The sequence below is a fragment of the Geomicrobium sp. JCM 19039 genome (assembly GCF_000698145.1).
Taxonomy (GTDB): domain Bacteria; phylum Bacillota; class Bacilli; order Bacillales; family Marinococcaceae; genus Geomicrobium_A.
In genome coordinates this window covers 67,788-86,267 of sequence record NZ_BAXB01000010.1, presented here as the reverse complement: position 1 = coordinate 86,267, position 18,480 = coordinate 67,788, and the positions used below count along the sequence as shown (strand labels likewise).

The 18,480-nt window shown below is 42.7% G+C and carries 20 protein-coding genes and 1 pseudogene; all 21 read right to left on the bottom strand.

Going from position 1 to position 18,480, the window contains the following annotated elements:
• Positions 1-88 precede the first annotated feature (88 nt).
• Entirely contained in the window at positions 89-1,555 is a 1,467-nt protein-coding gene (locus tag JCM19039_RS11360; RefSeq protein ID WP_052398724.1) for an oligosaccharide flippase family protein, read from the bottom strand.
• On the bottom strand, positions 1,552-1,683 hold the full coding sequence (locus JCM19039_RS26515) for a hypothetical protein (RefSeq protein WP_255343654.1): 132 nt from the start codon (positions 1,681-1,683) through the stop codon (positions 1,552-1,554). The genes JCM19039_RS11360 and JCM19039_RS26515 overlap by 4 nt, the downstream gene beginning before the upstream one ends.
• Before the next feature lie 76 nt (positions 1,684-1,759).
• Positions 1,760-2,113, bottom strand: coding sequence for a hypothetical protein (locus JCM19039_RS11355; RefSeq protein ID WP_042427194.1), 354 nt, complete (start codon positions 2,111-2,113; stop codon positions 1,760-1,762).
• 102 nt (positions 2,114-2,215) lie between these two features.
• Positions 2,216-2,818 (bottom strand): YveK family protein, encoded by a 603-nt coding sequence (locus tag JCM19039_RS11350; RefSeq protein ID WP_238545019.1) that lies wholly within the window; start codon positions 2,816-2,818, stop codon positions 2,216-2,218.
• A gap of 18 nt (positions 2,819-2,836) precedes the next feature.
• Positions 2,837-3,763 (bottom strand): NAD-dependent epimerase/dehydratase family protein, encoded by a 927-nt coding sequence (locus tag JCM19039_RS11345; protein ID WP_042427187.1) that lies wholly within the window; start codon positions 3,761-3,763, stop codon positions 2,837-2,839.
• Positions 3,764-3,824: 61 nt separating this feature from the next.
• Entirely contained in the window at positions 3,825-4,031 is a 207-nt protein-coding gene (locus JCM19039_RS11340) for a helix-turn-helix domain-containing protein (protein ID WP_052398723.1), read from the bottom strand.
• Positions 4,032-4,077: 46 nt separating this feature from the next.
• Positions 4,078-4,719 (bottom strand): sugar transferase, encoded by a 642-nt coding sequence (locus tag JCM19039_RS11335; protein ID WP_042427183.1) that lies wholly within the window; start codon positions 4,717-4,719, stop codon positions 4,078-4,080.
• Positions 4,720-4,733: 14 nt separating this feature from the next.
• Positions 4,734-5,492 (bottom strand): glycosyltransferase family 2 protein, encoded by a 759-nt coding sequence (locus JCM19039_RS11330; RefSeq protein WP_202963199.1) that lies wholly within the window; start codon positions 5,490-5,492, stop codon positions 4,734-4,736.
• A 245-nt stretch (positions 5,493-5,737) separates the two neighbouring features.
• Positions 5,738-6,414: pseudogene (locus JCM19039_RS27955) on the bottom strand (sensor histidine kinase).
• 1,301 nt (positions 6,415-7,715) lie between these two features.
• Positions 7,716-8,315 (bottom strand): response regulator transcription factor, encoded by a 600-nt coding sequence (locus JCM19039_RS22040; protein WP_052398722.1) that lies wholly within the window; start codon positions 8,313-8,315, stop codon positions 7,716-7,718.
• 647 nt (positions 8,316-8,962) lie between these two features.
• Positions 8,963-9,307, bottom strand: coding sequence for a hypothetical protein (locus JCM19039_RS11315; protein ID WP_042427175.1), 345 nt, complete (start codon positions 9,305-9,307; stop codon positions 8,963-8,965).
• A 13-nt stretch (positions 9,308-9,320) separates the two neighbouring features.
• Positions 9,321-9,638 carry a hypothetical protein gene (locus JCM19039_RS11310; RefSeq protein ID WP_042427172.1) on the bottom strand — a complete coding sequence of 106 codons (318 nt, stop codon included), beginning with the start codon at positions 9,636-9,638 and terminating at the stop codon, positions 9,321-9,323.
• 80 nt (positions 9,639-9,718) lie between these two features.
• Positions 9,719-10,246, bottom strand: coding sequence for a hypothetical protein (locus JCM19039_RS22035; RefSeq protein WP_052398721.1), 528 nt, complete (start codon positions 10,244-10,246; stop codon positions 9,719-9,721).
• Positions 10,243-10,587, bottom strand: coding sequence for a hypothetical protein (locus JCM19039_RS22030; protein ID WP_052398720.1), 345 nt, complete (start codon positions 10,585-10,587; stop codon positions 10,243-10,245). Before JCM19039_RS22030 ends, JCM19039_RS22035 begins: the two co-directional genes overlap by 4 nt.
• Before the next feature lie 2 nt (positions 10,588-10,589).
• Positions 10,590-11,243 carry an NEW3 domain-containing protein gene (locus JCM19039_RS22025; protein WP_152550179.1) on the bottom strand — a complete coding sequence of 218 codons (654 nt, stop codon included), beginning with the start codon at positions 11,241-11,243 and terminating at the stop codon, positions 10,590-10,592.
• Positions 11,177-12,010, bottom strand: coding sequence for a PIG-L family deacetylase (locus JCM19039_RS22020; RefSeq protein ID WP_193744211.1), 834 nt, complete (start codon positions 12,008-12,010; stop codon positions 11,177-11,179). Before JCM19039_RS22020 ends, JCM19039_RS22025 begins: the two co-directional genes overlap by 67 nt.
• Positions 11,914-12,201, bottom strand: coding sequence for a hypothetical protein (locus JCM19039_RS24410; RefSeq protein WP_193744210.1), 288 nt, complete (start codon positions 12,199-12,201; stop codon positions 11,914-11,916). The genes JCM19039_RS22020 and JCM19039_RS24410 overlap by 97 nt, the downstream gene beginning before the upstream one ends.
• Positions 12,202-12,408: 207 nt before the next feature.
• Positions 12,409-13,041, bottom strand: coding sequence for a carbohydrate ABC transporter permease (locus JCM19039_RS11300; protein ID WP_238545016.1), 633 nt, complete (start codon positions 13,039-13,041; stop codon positions 12,409-12,411).
• A 60-nt stretch (positions 13,042-13,101) separates the two neighbouring features.
• Positions 13,102-13,986 (bottom strand): carbohydrate ABC transporter permease, encoded by an 885-nt coding sequence (locus JCM19039_RS11295; protein ID WP_238545015.1) that lies wholly within the window; start codon positions 13,984-13,986, stop codon positions 13,102-13,104.
• A 471-nt stretch (positions 13,987-14,457) separates the two neighbouring features.
• Complete coding sequence (locus JCM19039_RS11285; RefSeq protein WP_042427168.1) at positions 14,458-15,768, bottom strand: extracellular solute-binding protein; 1,311 nt, start codon at positions 15,766-15,768, stop codon at positions 14,458-14,460.
• Complete coding sequence (gene argH / locus JCM19039_RS11280; protein ID WP_042427164.1) at positions 15,765-18,425, bottom strand: argininosuccinate lyase; 2,661 nt, start codon at positions 18,423-18,425, stop codon at positions 15,765-15,767. Before argH ends, JCM19039_RS11285 begins: the two co-directional genes overlap by 4 nt.
• Positions 18,426-18,480: the final 55 nt, after the last annotated feature.

Below are 18,480 nucleotides of genomic sequence, written 5' to 3'. Positions count from 1 at the left end.
AACCTATATCAATACCTAAACCTGCAAAAGAAACGAGTAAAATGATCATAAACGCCGGAAGTGTTGGACACTCGGGTCTACATACTTGTTATCCCTTATGCTTAACGTCACTCGCACCCCTCATTTCTTTCCTACGCAATCCATTCGTACCGACGATCGTAAACATTAGCTCCCGCAAATCTCGATCCCAAAATACGAGCATGCCGATGATTGTCACGGTAATTGCTGCCCCTAGTACTCCAGGAAACGAAAGTTGGTGGACGACAACGACTGTGGCTACAAATATGACGACAAAAGGAAGTACAACTTTCTTCGCAATGTGCAGACCATTCGCCCGATACATCCATAAAAAGCCGATGAGACAGATGATCTCAATTGAAACGCCAGCTACCCCAGCACCAATAACCCCGTATCGTTGACTCAAGAAGTAATAAAGGAATCCCCCGACGCTAACAGCAATTAATTGCGTGCACGTTCGTGCCGTTTGGCGTCCAGATGACGTTAGACCATCTGCTATAGCGATATTCAATGCTTGAAATACGAGCATGAAGGAAAGCACGAGAAGTGCTGGTGCAGCAGCTCCCCACTCATTTCCGAATACGTTTACGAGGATCGGTTCTGAAAAATATACGAATGGAACAGCCATCAGCATGCCGATCACTCCCATTAGCTTCGTCTCAACCACATTTAACTGCAAATGTCGCTTATCGTTATTAGTAGCAAATGCTTTGAATAGCGCTGGGTAATAAGCGCCCGCGACTACAAATGGCACTTGTTGCAACGCTTGAGGAATTCGGTAAGCAATGGCGAAAAGACCGACTTCTACCAACGTAATCGAACGTTCCAACACTAACGGACCGAGATGAGGAAGAATGACAAACAACAATCCTCCAGCGGCAAACATCCATAATTGATGAAGCAATCCCTTATGGAATGGAACATACCGCCATTTCAACCGCGCCTGCTTAAGGAAAAGGATCATGCCGAACATCCCCGCGATTACATATGCACACCCATAAAGAAGTGCCATCACTAATGGCGGCAGAGATAAACCTACCCCAACGATCATAAAAAAGACGAGCAGTGATGCCGAAATCATTTTAATGTAGCTTATATATTGCATTTTTTCGTATAGTTGGAAGTACGTTGATGCAATGCTTTGTGCTGTCACACCAATAACCATTGGCAACAACAAATAATAAGAAGTTAGGACAATCTCTTGCTCGCTGTAGTACATAAAATGAATAAACAGAAAACCCGTGACAACGGAAATGAGTAGGAATAGCAAACGAAGCTTCACGAACGATACAAACAGTTTTGAATGTTCATTTTGCTTGTTTGCACCCTCTCTTAATACAATATCGCTCAAACCAACGTCAGTGAAAAAACCTGCAATCATGGCAACGGCAAGTACGACACTGAATACACCGTAATCGTGCGCTTGAAGATACGATGCCAGCACGACGAGGGCTAGCGCATTTAATAATGCAGCCGTCGTCGTTCCATAAAGCAAATGCCAAATATTGATGAGGATACGATTTGTTGAGATGCTCATTGCTCGTAAATCACACCGAGAATTTTTTTATTTCTTCGTTCAATGTGTTGCTTCGCTTCACTTAACTTTCGTTTTCTCGTTTTCATATGTTTGGCATAAAGAATAACTTCATCGCTCTGGTCAAGCATCGTTTGTGCCATTCGTTTTGAAAGGGGCCATACGCATCAATAAAGATGTATGCATAGAATTCTTTCCATTCTTTTACTAACGATTCAAATGAATGAACCCGTGTGCATTCGTTTTTATTTGTAACCGGTCCACACTTCTGTGTAACGTCCGATGAATTTGATATGATTTTTCCGACATCACGTTCGAGCTTTTCGGCAAACAGCTATCCACAAAACTCGTCTTTGCGTAAACGTTGTAATAAAGGACCTTTGCTTGGTTTTTAGCAAGTGTTTTTGCGAGTGTCATCCCTACAAGCGCCTGCTTTTTACTCGATGTAGGACTCGTAAAATAGATGATTTTTGGGTTATTGATCGTTAAGGCTTGGATGTTTTGGTAGATAGCGTTCATTTGCCAATCTCTAATCCACCGTTTCTGACGTCGTTTTGCCACGCACATTCACCTCACTTTTTGCTGCGTAATGCCGGAATTTTTGTTTTGATTTCCCCTTTTTGACGCTCACTTCCCCTAACACAAGTAATTCAAGTTCACGCTCTAGCTCTTCAGGATGTTGTATAACGCCAACGTATTGATGGCGTAGAAACGTAGTGCTAACGCCGAAGAATAGACTAACAATGAAGCGATTGCGATGTTCATTATTGGATTATCTACCCTTCGAGCATCTACTACCTCAGATGCATTGTTCATAACTTGTAGTTCATTCACCCCAAGTGATTGCTCCATAAATGAAACCGTTGAATCTGCCATCGAACGTGCTATGTTCTTTGCTTCTTCTTGATGATGATAATGAACAACGATATTAATGAGTTGAGAGCGTTCATTATGTTGAATCGCAATCTGCTCATCGAGCTGTTGATATGGAATCGCTAATGTTTCAGATACTTCTGTTTTCACCATCGGGCTTCTTAAGAAGTCCATTGTCGAAGCTAAAAGCATATTATTTTGCTCGGTTTGCGCGTATTCCGTCCCTCTCTCCAAATCGCCTACAAGGATCGCTTCACTTGCCTCGTATGTTGGATCAATAACATAGATCACAACAACGGTTGCAGCGGAGAAAAACAACAGAATTGAAGAAAACAGGAATTTCCACCGTTTTCTGAGCATCAGAAGAATTTCATATATATCCATCCGTTGCATCACTCAATCCGCTCCTTTCTATACAAAATTGATGGAGCGATGCATAACTTCACTATGCATAATCGTCTCTTTTAAACCTTCTTCAATCGCGTACATCGGTTGCCACCCTAAACGCTCGTACGCTCGATCTGAATTTAATGAGCTGCGAAATATATCTCCCTGACGTGCTTCTTTGAATACGGGGATCATACTCGAACAGCCAAAATGACGAATCGTTTCCATGAGAGAAAGAATGGACAGTTCTCTTCCACTTCCAATGTTCATCGTTTCGTTGTTTCCATTTGTTAGTGCTTCCACATTGGCACGCGCCACATCTTTGACAAAAACAAAGTCGCGTGTTTGTGATCCATCTCCATAAATGTGCAAAGCTTCCCCGGTTTTCAGCTTATGAATAAACTGTGCCACCACACCTGCTTCTCCGTGTATCGATTGACCAGGGCCATAAACGTTTGCGTATCTGAAAATCGTATAGTTTAACCCATATTGTTCAGAGAAAAAACGAATATACGCTTCTGCTTGCAGTTTAGACAACCCATAAAACGATTGTGGATTTGTTGGGTCTGTCTCTTGAACTAAGACGCTATTTCCACTACCGTAAACAGCCGCAGAAGAAGCAAATATCACTTTCTTCACGCCGTAAGTGACACACATTTTTAACAAGTTAATCGTTGCTAATATGTTTTGTTTTCCATCCACTAAGGGCTGCTGCATTGATTTTGACACCGATACTTGTGCAGCGTGATGGATAACAACATCAGGTTGTTCTTCCTTAAATATCATGTGAAGATTTGAACAAACATTTTTACGATAGACACGAACTTGTTTATTCTTTGGTTCTGTTAAAATTGCATAGTCGACAATGACGACTTCATGATGATTCTCGACCAGTTGCTCAACGATATGAGAACCGATAAAACCAGCACCACCAGTTATGAGTACTTTCATAGTTTGCCTCCATTAGTAGGTTCAAATTTCGTTCGTTATTAAGAACAGACAACGATGAAAATTACTCTTGCTCTTGGATAAAGTGTTCCGGGCGAATATCGAGTGCTTTCGACAATTTCACCAAACAATCTACGGACGGATTCGTCTGAATATTTCGTTCAATTGAGCTGATATAGGACTTTGCAATGCCTGACCGTTCGGACAACATCGTAATCGACATTCCCTTTTGTTCTCGTACACGCTTAATACGTTCTCCTACATATTCCATTTCGTCACATCCTGAATCGTCTTTATTCTCCATGGCCAATGATTCATTAATATGAACCTTTTCCTGACACCACAACGAGGACGGTTTTAAGAATGATTCGGACATCCATCCCGAACGTTTGCTTGTCCACGTACTGATTATCGAATTGAATTTTTTCCCCGTGGGAGATTGAACTTCGCCCATTCACTTGTGCGAAACCAGTAATTCCTGGTTTAACTCGCAACCTTCTCCGTTGACTTTCGTTGTAAAATTTCGTGATCTCGGGAACTTCAGGTCTTGGACCGACGATACTCATTTGCCCGAACAAAACATGAACAAATTGCGGGAGTTCATCCAAACTATACTTGCGAAGAATTCGCCCAATCGGCGTGACTCTATCTCCAGAAGCGCTTTTAAAAACAAAGTCTTCCGGTACATGATCATTCCATGTATACCTCGGTTTGTTAAGATGATGACGGTTTGTCATTGAGCGAAACTTCCACATTGTATATTCTTGTTCAAACTGACCGACACGCTTTTGTCTGAAAAAAATCGGTTTGCCGTCAAGAAGCAATATGAGTAAGGCGATCATGACGAGCAATGGGGAGATGGCAAGTAGAATAATGGAACTTAATGCCACATCCATCATTCGTTTTATGAAGCGCTCTATGACCAGCTTGTTTCGTCGAGTGTTTTTGATGGCGACCATCGCTTGCTCTCCTTTTAGAAATAGTGAATGTTTAACTTTCGGTACTTCTTTAACGACTTCATTAGATGGCTCATTGTATAAAACAGAGCAGCCGGTTGCCAAATTCCGATATGACGATACACACGATACGTCATTTGTATCGATCGAACTTTCTTTCCTGATTTTGAATGTCTTGATACCCTGTAAATCAGAAGTGGTTCGTTTACACTGTACGCGACAATTCCTGTGCGTAATATCGTTAACCAAGCAAGATAGTCCTCTGACAGGTCATCACGTTCCAATTGAAGTTTTTTGAAGTATTTACGCTTGATTACGACTGAGGAACAAGAGATGACGTTTTGCTTAAGTAAATGCTGATATCGCACTTCTTTAGGCACCTGAAAAACAGTCGAATACATGTTGCTTTGCTCATCCATGTATGTTGCACCTGTAAAAATGAACTCTGCCTCTTTTTGTTCAGCAAGTCTCATCTGCAACGCTAATTTTTCGTGATGCCATGCGTCATCACTATCCAAAAAGGCGATCCATTCTCCGGTCGCACAGCTAATCGCCAAATTTCTTGAGAAAGATACACCTCTGTTTTGCTCGTTATGACATATGCGGATTCGATCATCTTGGGCAGCCATATTTTCTACGATTAAACCTGTGTGATCGATCGAGGCATCATTAACAATAATGATCTCTAGATGTTGATAGGTTTGGGCGAGCACGGATTGAACTGCCTCTTGAATGTAAGATTCTGCATTATATGCTGGCATTATGACACTAATCAAAGGGCGCAACTCTACCACCTGCCATTCATTTTCTTCATGAGATATTGCCCATTATATGCACGGGACTTTATTGTATTCTTATTGATTATATGAACACCTCCTCATTCATCTTCGCTAGTTTCCTCTTGCTTATCCTTCACTGTACGGTGTTCCCATAACAAAAACTACTAACGAAAGTTAGTAGTTTTTTAGAAAAATTCATTCTATTATTTTTATACGTTTGTCGAGAATTTCAGCTCATTTTTTTAGTACTCATACGGTAATCGGAAAGTAAAAACACTGCCTTGTCCGACTTGACTTTCAACGAGCAATTGCCCGTTATGTTGATCAATGATCTGTTTGCATATGCTCAGTCCAATGCCGAAACCCTCTGATTCTAACGTTCCATTATTGGCTTGATAAAAGCGTTCAAACACAAACGGTAGCTCACGAGTCGGGATGCCCTGCCTTCATCACGAATCGACACGATGAGTGTTCCATGTAACGAGTCTACACTTACCTCTACAATAATTGCAGATCCTGCTGATGAGAATTTCATCGCATTTGTAATCAGGTTCGTGAACACCTGTTCAATCCGGCTAGCATCAACGATGCAATACGCCTGTTCAACGTGATGTGAGAATTGTAAATGGATCTGCTTTTCGAGCATTTCATCCTCATAACTATTTACGAGTCGCTTCATGAGCGAAACCATTTCCACCTTTTCATACTGCATAGAAAGCATGCCACTTTCTAGCCCGCTAACATCATGCAAATCATCTAAGAGTCTTTCCAAAAGCAAGGTCTTATCATAAACAATTGAAATGTAACGATCGCTTTCTCGTGAAAAAATGCCATCTTTAATTCCTTTCACATATCCCCGTATAGAGGTAAGAGGCCCCCCAAGTTCATGGGTCACATTTTCTACTAGTCGTTTTCGCATCTTCTCGAGTTGAGACAGCTCTTCATTCACGCGTAGTAATTCATTCTGCTTATAATCAAGTTCTTGCGTACGTTCCTGCACTTTCTTCTCCATGGAGACATTTAGAGCAGAAAGCTCATCTGTAAGCTCTTCAATTTTCGTGTACGAACGATACGTTGCGTGTACGAAATTAATAATTTGCATACTAATATGAAACAAAACACCTATAGAAACAATGCTTCCTATAAAAAAACGGTCTTCATAGGTAACCATTTCATAGATCATCGCTGCGTAAAGAATTGCAAAACCAATGGAATTGTACACCGCATTCGGATGTTTTCCTCTAAGAGCACGTAGCAACACGACGAAAGAATAAACAATAAGGAATAATGATGTAACGAGCAATAGATAGTGAAAGTATTGAAATGTTTGATACGGACTCACGATAATGAAGAAAGCAAACAAGAAGAGCGTGACAATCGCTAACCGGTTTATTAAAACGTACGTATATTTGGCAAAATCTGAAATGATGTATTGCAATAACCATGCATGGGCGAGAATACATAAACCGTACACAAATCGATATTCAATGTGCCATGCAAACATATGAAACCAATCCATTTGAAAAATCGCTAAAAATCCCACAATTACGCAAAAAATTGCATAATACATCACTTGTTTCAACTTCGGAAGAAAAGCAAAAAAAATGAGGTACGAAACCCCGATGATGAGCAATGCACTTAACGGAACATAGGAGAGTATCAATTGCTGAAGATAATAGGTCGTAATCTCTTCATGATTGCCAAAGCGTATCGTATGAATGAGTCCACCACTGTCGTCCAAATAGCCAGAAATGTTAATGACAACTTCTACGGATGGGCCTTGGGCTTCAAACGGAATCATCCTTTGCGTTTCTCGTCTGTGTACTGGGTACGGTGCGACGAGCGCTTCATTGACCCAAATTTGATAGTGACCGATACGGTCAGGAAGCACGATCGCAAACAGTCGTTCTGATTCTTGGATGTCTAACACTTTTCGGTACGACAATGGTGCTCCAATGAGAGACGGGTCAGAAATGCTTAAACGATGTGGTACAGAAACATTTTTAATGAACGTGTCATCGCTCATATCATTAGGGTGGAGTTCACCAAGGTGAAGCTCCCAATCCCCACTTAAGACAAGCAGGTCAGACCATTATAAGTAGCATCATCGCTGTGCGCCTCATCAGCATTTAACGTGTACGAAAATAAGATAAAGAACAAACATATAAGACAATTATTTCTCCATTTCATATGCTTATTCCCCTTGCCTGACATCAATCCTCATGACACAATGCCGATCTCTCGTGCTTTCGTAATGGCTTGGGTCCGACTGCGCACATCCAGTTTCTTATAAATGACGTTGTTATACCCTTTTACCGTCCCTTCCGAAATGTACAATCGTTCAGCAATCTCTTTATTTGTATACCCCCGGTTTAACAACATTAACGTTTCAATTTCTCGATTAGTAAGTGATTCAATGAATGCATGTTCAATAGGAGTCGTCGAGCTCAACAGCTGTTGCCTTCTTATGCCTGCATTCACTCTAGCAACGAGAATATCCGGCTCAAACGGCTTCGTCACATAATCATCTCCACCCAATTCGAGTCCTGTAATCACTTCATCCCTTTCACGTCGAGCGGTGAGAAAGATAATAGGGACCGATGAAGTCGCGCGTATTTGCTTGCAAATACTAAACCCATCCATATCAGGAAGCATAATATCTAATACGAGTAGGTCCGGATCAAAAAGCTCTACCTTGTCAAATCCATGAAAAGCATCATGAGCCACTTGCACTGTATAACCTGCTCGTTTTAAATATTCAGAAATAAGATACGCAACATCGACATCATCTTCAATTATGAGAACACGACCTCGGATCATCAGTTCATCCCTTCTCTCATCGTTAGTCATCGACAATTGTACTAGTTCAATTATTATATACGTTTTATGAAAGTTTTGGAATATCACTCAAATATTCCATATTATTACAATTATAGCACGCAATCTGTAAGAAAACTTACTTTATATACAGTCTATTGTCATTTTGTGGGAAAATCAAAAAAAAAGACAGTATCTATCGATACTGTAACGGATGGCTTATCTATTCAATTGTTCTTTCTATATAGAATGAACTTAACATTTTCCTAAATTCACGCTGTTGGGTTGAAGGGGTAGCGCGGTGCAGGATGCCATTTTGCGCGCTAGTTTACACGTTCTGCGAGCAAGTTTGCCTACTTTAACGTTTTCGGTCTCCTGCGCAGTTTGTTCCGACTGGAGCGCAGATTCAATGCTAAGAAGCGAGCAACCTGTCGGCCCGAGCAGGCCCGAAGCAAAGTCGGACTCGGTTCGCGCTGACAACATGTTGGTACTTCGGGGCGGGGATGTACACGTGACCCGGTAATCTGTTACCTATTTTACAAGAATATACCGCTTTTCCTGCGATTTCCCCCAACTTGAGAACCGTTCGGTCGCAATTCGAGCACATTTTCCACTTTACCAAGCTTACCACTGGTTCTTGAAGAAATGATTTAGTTCAACTTATATAGAACCTCGCTCATTCGATGGATGGCTTTTTCTTTTAATAGAAGATCGGTGCGCCATCGTCTTGGGTGCGAGAAATTCATTCGATTGTCCTCTGAAACCACGAGCTGTTCGACTTGTTCCGCCCATTTCTTTACTTGTGCAATGCGTTCAACGAATACATTGTTTACAAACCCCATCATAATAAAGTCTAGCGATTGAGCATGCTGATGAAACGTTGCAAAATCATGAGTAACCGGATCTTCAAGGAGTGCTAGGTCCTGCCCTTGTTCAACAATCAACGTTTTAAGACGTTCGTGTTGGTATTCCGCTTTCTCGCCTTTATTCTGCACAGCATTTGAAAGATTATAGATGTGAACTTGACCATTCGGTGTATGCCCTGCGCGCTTGTACTTTTCGTATCACTTCGATTACACATTGCATCGTCATATCGGGGAAATTCTCACCGTCGTAATGGTCATGCAGCCCTTCGCCCGCCTGAAATAACTGCCATTCTTCCGTATTTTCACATTTAAAAGAACCGGGATTTGTCATTAAAATGATACCAATTGTCGCTTTACTTTCCCCAAACTGTATACGGGTTTGTTTACGAATTAGGAGCACTTCATCATCATCGATGATCCGATACATTTTTGCTCGCACTCGTTCAGGGTACATCCTCACGATACAGCCCCCATTCCTTATTATGCACCCTCAACCTTAAGAATTGTGCCCTTACGTAAGGGCACAATTTAATAAGAACATTATTCAGCATGAGGATAACTTAACAGGTTTACGAATAAGCGATAACCTCCTGGCACTTGCGCTTGCAGTTGTCGGTACCACGAAAGACTCGTGTAGGCGTAAGTTCCATCCCCAAACTCTGCAACGAGAAGACCTCCGTCTAACGCTTCTTCCTCAGGGTCTGCCATAGACATGAGCGGTGTAAAACGCTCATCCCATGAAGATGGATAATAGAGCCCACGCTCTTGTACCCAACCATCAAAATCTGATGAGCCAATCTGATTTGGCTCAGAAAAAACAGGGTGATTCGGCTCTAATACATCAATATGAGCCGTTTGATCTGTGACACGCCACTCAATGGAAGGACTGCCTGGTTGCACCGGATAAGGCGCAAGCTGTGGGTCCCAATTATCATTGGGATTATGGTACTGCATGACCACATGTCCACCGTTTTCTACATATTGCAGTAAACGGTCATTGTTTGCTAACAAGTCATTACGACTTAAATATGCACGAATTCCAACGACAATCGTGTCGTATTCACTCAATCTCCAGACGTCAACATGGCCTCATCGATTGACTCAACGTTTAATCCCGCTTCCTTCAAACGTTCCGAAACGGTATCAAACCCACTTTCAATGTAACCAATGCGCAACGTTTCATCGACTTCTAAAGAGAAAGCTTCCACGTCCAACTGCCCCTCCTTTAACCAATACGATTGTTCGATATGATCGTAGTCAATGGGTTGAACGATGGTAGAATCATCTCCAGCATAAATCCGAACAGACTCTTGAGCGTCAGTAAGGGATTCATGACCTGTTACCGTAAATGTGAATGTTTTCTTTTCACCAATTTCTTTGAACTGGATATTTTTTGTCGCTCGTTCCACCGTTAAGCCTTCTGTTGGCTCGAGGCGAATGGACGTTTCATAGCCATCTTCATAGTAATTGGTTGCCGTACTTCAAGCTCAATTTCGTCGTTCCCGGTTTGTGTATTGAGTATCGTCGCTTCTGGTGACAATTCAAGGCCGACTTTCGGGAGGACAGCAACAGTCTCCTCTGTTGATACTTGATGCTCTACAACATTACCCCTCAGCCGATAAGAAAGGTCACCAATGATTGCTGGCTCTCCATATGCATCAAAAAATTCAGCATCCTCATCGATTGCTACGGTAAACGTCGCTTCAACTTTTTGATTCGCTCTAACGCTCCTTGGTACATCTTGGTCCGTCACTTGCCAACCATCTGGCAAGTGTAAATCGGCATTCAACTGCACTAACGGTCGAGGGTTTTCGTTATCAATGTCAATCGTCACTTCCACCTGACCGTCTCTTGTAACTTCATAAGCAGAACTCGTGACCGTCACTTCTACTTCACCGCTCTCGTCAATCACACGCTGGAGCTGCGCTTCTTTCACATCCAGACGTTCGAGTAGATCTGTGTCCATGTTTTGACGATCGGCGATATGCTGAGCACTTCTTACTTCACGTAAGGACTGTACTGCTTCCGCGTACACACCTTCACGATCTGGGTACGTCGCGACCACCTCATCCAGGGAGCTTGAAGCCTTGCTAAACGATTTTCCCAAGAACGGTTATCAAGCGTTTTGCCATACTCTCTTAAATCAAATGCTAATCCAGTGAAAATATCTTCCTCTTCTTCTTCACTCACATGAGACCCTGCCAAATTCAACGATTGGAAGAAATCTTCAATTGGCAAGTCACGTCCCATGCCTTGACTTCGATGCAAAAAGCGTGACTCTTCCCCAAGTTGTGGATACGTTTTTTCATAGATTGGATCATAGATACCGATATTAAAGTTTAACGTTTCGGTCTCTTCCGTGCCCGGTAAATAAAACTTTAGCGGCTGCCACGGCAAAAGCCCTTCATCGGCATGCTCAGGGAAGACTGATGGATCAGCGGCGTCCACAAATGCTCGTTCAGTAAGGACCGTCATCGTACGATGATGCCCGTGTTGACTTGGGACATCGAGAAATGATGTGAACAAAATATCTGGGCGTTCTTCACGAATGGTGCGAATGAGCCGCTCATAAACCCGCTCTTCTCCCCATTCATCTAACGTTTCATCAATAGATTTCGAAAAACCGAAGTCATAAATGTCATCATCCAATTGCTCACTTAGAATGCGTAAATCCAAATTTAAGACCTCAGATGCTTCCTCTAATTCGAGGGAGCGGATGATGCCAAGTCCGTTACCTAATTCTGTTCCAATTTCATTCTGCCCGCCTTCGCCACGATTGGCGATGACGCTGCTCGTTCGAACCCCATTTCCAAGTGACATGTACGAAAGCAACGCGCTTCGCTCATCGTCTGGATGAGCCCTGTGTTCATAAAGCTTACTACGGTCTCTAGCGGTTGCACGACTTTCCATAAATCAGGGTCATGTGCTTGATCATGGCCATGTGTCACCTCCGGAATGGTTGTTGACGTTGCAAGAACTGCGGCAGTTACAACGGTCACTGCAAAAGAGAGCTTCTTCTTCATTTCATCTTCCTTTCCTATTTTATTTCATCCCAGTGAGGACAATGCCTTTAATGATGTGTCTTTGTAAAAGCAAGAATACAAGAATGAGCGGGATCGCGGTAATCGTTGCCCCAGCCATAATAAGCTCCCACCTTGATTCAAATTCACCGGATGCAAAGTAGGCAAGGCCTACTGGGAGAGTAAAGACTTCTTGGGATTGTGCAACAATTAACGGCCATAAAAAAGCGTTCCAGTTGCTAAGAAAACTGAAAATAAACAGCGCGGATATCGCCGGCCACACTTGGGGTACGCAACTTTAAAAAAGATGCCAAGTTCTCCCATCCCATCTACACGGGCCGCATGAAGGAGGTCATCAGGGATCGATTCAAGAAATTGTTTCATTAGAAATACACCAAACCCTGTCATTAGACCAGGAAATAATAACCCCCAATACGAATCTGTCCACCCGAGTTCTGCACTCATCAAATACCACGGGATAATTAACATCTCTGTTGGCACCATGAGCGTACTTAAAATCGCTACGAAGATGAGTGTTTTTCCGATAAACTTAAATTTCGCCAGAATATAACCTACGAGTGTATCAAAGAAACAAACACTAATCGTCGTAATAACGGCAATAACAATACTGTTTATCATCCAGCGACCAAACATTGTATCTGTAAAAATGCGTGTATAGTTTTCTAGTGTAAGGTTCTCAGGAATAATACTTAATGAATAAATGTCTGCCGGCGGCTTTAGTGACGTTGACACCATCCATATAAAAGGAAAAAGGACGATGATCGCTCCGGCAGTTAAAAGGAGATACGGCATGAATCTCCAAATTGGATGTTTCTTTTTCATGCACGAATCCTCCTTTTTAATAGTCAAACTTTCTTGTAAGTACTTTCATTTGGAACAACGTTAGCATGAGAATCGCAATAAAAAGTACGACCGTCGCCGCGGATGCATCCCCATGTTGAATTGGTTAAATGCGAGTCGGTAAATGTAAACAACGACTGTAATTGTCGAGTGAAGTGGACCACCAGCACCATCAGGACTCATGTTCACCACTTGCGTAAACGATACTTGAATAAATGTAATTGTCCCGATGACGACCGAAAACACAATCGTAGGGTTTAGTAATGGAATGGTGATGGATTTGAACTTGTTCCATGCACTTGCTCCGTCAACGTCAGCGGCTTCATAGAAAGATTCCGGTATGTTCTCTAACCCGGCAAGAAAGATAACCATTTGGAAACCGAGTGCTTGCCAAATCATCGTTCCAACAATGATGTAAATCGCTTGTTCTGGGTCCCCTAAAAATCCTTGCGGAGAAAAACCGAGTTCAACTAAGAAATTGTTCACAAACCCATTGTTCATAAACAACCAGCGGAACACCCAACTGACGGCCACAATGCTCGTCACATAAGGAATAAAGTAAATGACCCGAAACAATCCTTTAAACCGATTTATTTTTTGGAGTAAAAGTGCAACAGCAAGGCCTAAAATGACTTGTCCGAGCACACCAAAAACAATAACGATAATGGTATTAATTAATGAGCGAATGAACACCGGGTCTTGAAAAATAGCTGCGTAGTTATCGAAGAACACATATTCATGTTCACCCGTTAAAATCTGGTAATCTTGAAACCCGATATTAAATGTATAAAGTGTTGGAAAAAAACGAATCGTTAAATAAAAAATGAGCGGGATAAGTAAACACGTATATACAAATAAGTACGTTTTCTGCTTCATATTTAAGCGAGGTGAGCGTGTCTTTCTCGCTGCAATGGCTCCGTCAGGCAATTCTAATCTCCTCCTCCTCTTTCTGTATAAGTTGAACTTTAAAATTTCCACATTTACCCTGTTTGTGCTTGATTTCCACTACAGGCGGATGCTTGCCGCGGAGGACCTGCCGAGCCTCCTCGGTCACTCCGTTCCCTGCGGGGTCTCGTCTCGGCCCTTCTTCCGCAGGCTTCACCGCCCTTCGTTCCAATCAACGGAATTAATTATGGACGTAGTTGAACTAGTGATGCCCAATAACCTTACACATAGGTAATCATTGTGACAATTAATCAAATCTGTTTTCCCATAAATGCAACAGCTTTGTTGCAGAGAAACATATACTGTTACATATAATGTGAACCATTTTCATAGACTTGGGATGGCGTTGAACTGTAGACGTTAAAGGGCTATATAAAATACCTTCTTAGATAATCTCTTTATTTCATCCTATATAGTCAGAAAAGATGGGAAGCCAAAGCTTCCCACTCCTCATTAGTTCCAATACGCATCAAATAATGCTTGTGTCTCTTCGGTGAGGATGTCGAGAGATTCTTCAGGTGACATGTCTTGAAGGAGCACGCGATCAACTGCAGCAATAAACAAGTCACGTTCAGTGCTTTCATCAACAAACGTATGTGTACTTGCGTAAGGAAGCTGTTCTACGAATGGTCCAAACAATTCATCATCGGCGAATTGCTCTTGCATGGCGACAGATTCTCTTGCTGGTAGTTCTCCAATTTCTTCTGTCCAACGCTCCATCACGTCTTCACTTGTTAAAAACTCTAAAAATTTCACAGATGCGTCGAGTTTCTCATCTTCAACCCCTGCAACGATGCCATTACTCCAGAAGGTTGCCGGTGACGATAGTTCTCCACCCTCTTCATGAACAGGTAGAGGTGCAACTGCGTAATTTAAGTCTGGTGCTTCGGTTTGCAATGTACCGAGGCGGAACGAACCATCAATGTTCATCGCCGCGTTCTCTGTCTGAAAAGCGATAAAGTCCTCTGTATAAAAATCTCGCTCCGATGTTTCATGAACACGTGCGAAGCTTAAATAATATTCAAAAGATTCTAGCCCGGCATCAGTATCGTTCCATGTGACCGTTTGGGCATCATCACTTAAACTTTGCCCACCTGCTTGCGGCAACAAGCCATCTCGCCACCAATGGTGCCCTTGTTGAGCTGGCTCCCATGCCATGCCCGATTGTTCAAGTTGCCCATTATCTGTGCGTTCAGTTAGCTCAACCGCTGTATCGACAAGCTCATCCCACGTTTCTGGTGGTCCATCGATTCCATATTCTTCAAAGATATCCACATTGTAAAAGAGAGATAACGTACGCACACCTGTAGGTAATGTCCAATATTCATCGTCAAGCTTTACAGATTCAATAAACGGGAAAAACTCATTCTCGATCTCCTCATGTGAAAAGCTCTCTTGTGGGAGCGGTTGCAAAAACCCTTGATCTACATAGTTTGGTACCCACCCATTGAATAAGTTGATCACATCTGGTCCTTCACCTGCAGGCACTTGCGTCGCCACACGCTCATTGAATTGGTCATAAGGAAAGTTTGTTTGTGTAACCGTAATGTCAGGGTTTGCATCTTCAAACTCCTCAATGAGTTCATCCATCAAATCAACTTTTGAATCAAATTGGTACTGCCAATACGAGATTTCAACTGGATCGCCATTCGCCCCATCTTCGGTATCCCCTGTTCCTGATTGAGAATCATCTCCGCCAGAACAAGCGGATAAAATTATCGCCACACTCGCCAAAGCACCGGTATACTTCCAATGTTTCTTCATCTTTCTTCCCCCTCATTTGCTGTTCGTTGGAACAATTTAGTCCGATATGTTGTAAATCCTTCTTGCTTTTGATTTACCTTGGTTCTCGTGTTACGCAACGCTTCCTGTACGTGCATGATGTGTTCATGAATGGCTACAGGAGCGGGTCCTCCTTGAACTTTGCGAACATCAATGAATGAAGCAACATCAATCGCCTTTTCATACTGCTTTTGGCTTAAATTTACAGCAACACCGACACGTTGACCCGCCTCTTGCAGTCGCTTTACATTTCCATCACTGAGTTTCTCGGTGCTCTTCACGAATGTTTGAACGACTAGATGAGCTTCCCGAAACGATAACCCACCGTCGCGAACGAGTACATCGGCAAGCTCGGTAACCGTGGAAAATCCATTTGCTGCCCGGTCGTATAACACATCGGTGTGAAAGGTTCCGTGATCAAGGATTTGCTCGAGTAATTGAATCGTCTGGGTCACTTTCGTAAAACCATCCAATAGCTTCGGTTGAATATCATCGCCAATGTCGACAATATCGCCATGCGGAACGTGGTGACTCATGAACGGTACACCATTCAACACACCCATCGCATCACTCATCATCGCGCGCGTATGTTCTAATGCCGATGGGTTTCGTTTTTGTGGCATAATGCTTGACGTTTGCACGTGCAAATCCCCTAAGCGAAACGTGTTCACCTCGTTCATTGTCATCTGAAGCAAGTCGTACACGACTCTAGACATTGAACTCATACAGATTGTGAGTACCGAAGCGAGCTCAATCATATAGTCTGAGGCAGAAACGGCGTCATACGAATTCGTCAGAACGCGCTCGAACCCTAGCGAGTCACTCATCCATGTCCGGTCAATTGGATGACCCGTTGTCCCTAGAGCGCATGCACCCATTGGTGATTGGTCAATTCTCGTTAAAAGCGACCAGCCTCTCTCCACATCACGTTGGAGGTTACTCGCCACACTCATAAAATAATGGGCCAATGTCGTTGGTTGCGCTTGTTGATGATGCGTGTATGCTGGCATATACGCGGATGTATGACCATTAGCAATTTTAAGAATTTTATCGGCGAGTGTATGAATATCGTTCATCCATTCAACAACACGCTCCCGCCAAAACATGCGATACATCGTGGCATCCATGTCATTGCGACTAAACGCAACGTGCATATTGCCTACGACTTCATGGCCAACCTTTTCTGATAAATCATGTTCAATCATGAAAAATAAGTCTTCAAATTGGGCGTTGTACGGTTTGTTCCACCCTGTTTCATAAAGCTTAGTCGTTGCTTCTACGAGCGTAGACGCATGAATGTCTGGGATGATTTTTTGTCGGCGCAGCATTTGGATATGTGCAATGCTAATCTCTAAGATATAAGTAAAATAATGATCTCTCGTAAATGAGTAGGTCGGTGCCAAAACATAATCAACGTATGTTTGACACCTTGTTGTCGGTTGATTCAATCGTTTCATCCCCTGAGTATTGAGTCGTGTTCTAACGTGCTTAAATAGGCTGCTCCTAAACAAGATATATATCGATTTTGTGTAATATATATGTTTGTGTTCACAGGCAAATGCTGTTCCATCACATCGACAAAAATATGAATGTACCGATGCAGCGAACGGGATATGCCCCCACCGAGCACAAGGCTTTCGGTTGATAATTGAGACAATATTTACGATGGCGAAACTAAGATGACTTACCATCTCTTCTACGACATATGCAGCATCAGCGTCATCCTCTGCCGCGAGCTGGAAGATTTGCTCCGCTGACAAACCTCGATCTCCGACCCTGCGATTCATTTGTTCAGTAAGAGCTGGCCCGCCAATCTGATTATCTAAAAAACCGTATCCTTCAAAAGATGAATAGTCATTTTCTTTTGCCAATGTTCGGTCTGTAACGAGATGCCCAATTTCTCCTGCCGCATATGCGTGACCACGATATAAATCACCGTTAAGGATCATCCCGCAGCCTACACCAGTACCAAGCGTAATCATGACGACATTTTCGTCATTTTTTGCTTTACCGAGCCAATGCTCACCGAGCACCGCCATATTCACGTCATTATCAATATAAATTGAATACGGTGTTAATGCTTCAAGCTCGGCTTTAAGAGGGAAATTCTTCCAACCTAATGATTGCGCTTCAACGACAACACCGGTTTTCGTATTCGTAATTCCAGGCACCCCAATGCCAATACTCATCATTTTTTCTTTCACAATATTTGCTTCCTGAACCACTTCCTCAATCATGTGAGCAATTCGAGACAACAGCATGCCACTGCGTAATTGTTCTTGCGTTGAAAACGACCGAGCAACGATGACCTCGCCTGCAAGGTTCGTCAACACGCATTCTGTATGTGTCCCCCCTATATCAATGCCGATGAGGTATCGTGCGTTTTTGTTAAAAGATAACCGCACCGGCTTTCTACCCGCTCGAGACGACTGCGTATGCTCTCCTACCTCAATAATCCACTCTTCTGCAACAAGCTCATCAATGAGTGTGCTCATCGTCGGTTTACTAATGTTAAGAAAAGCAGCTAGAGAAGCTCTAGACACTTCCTTATCCGTGTCATGCAATCGAATTGATTGCAACACCTTTTGCTTATTAAACAATCGCAGACTTGACGGTGTTCCATCATTCATCTTCTCCATTCATCTACTCCTTGCCGAAAAGCGATCAACGTTGTATCGTTAGTTAAGTTTACTA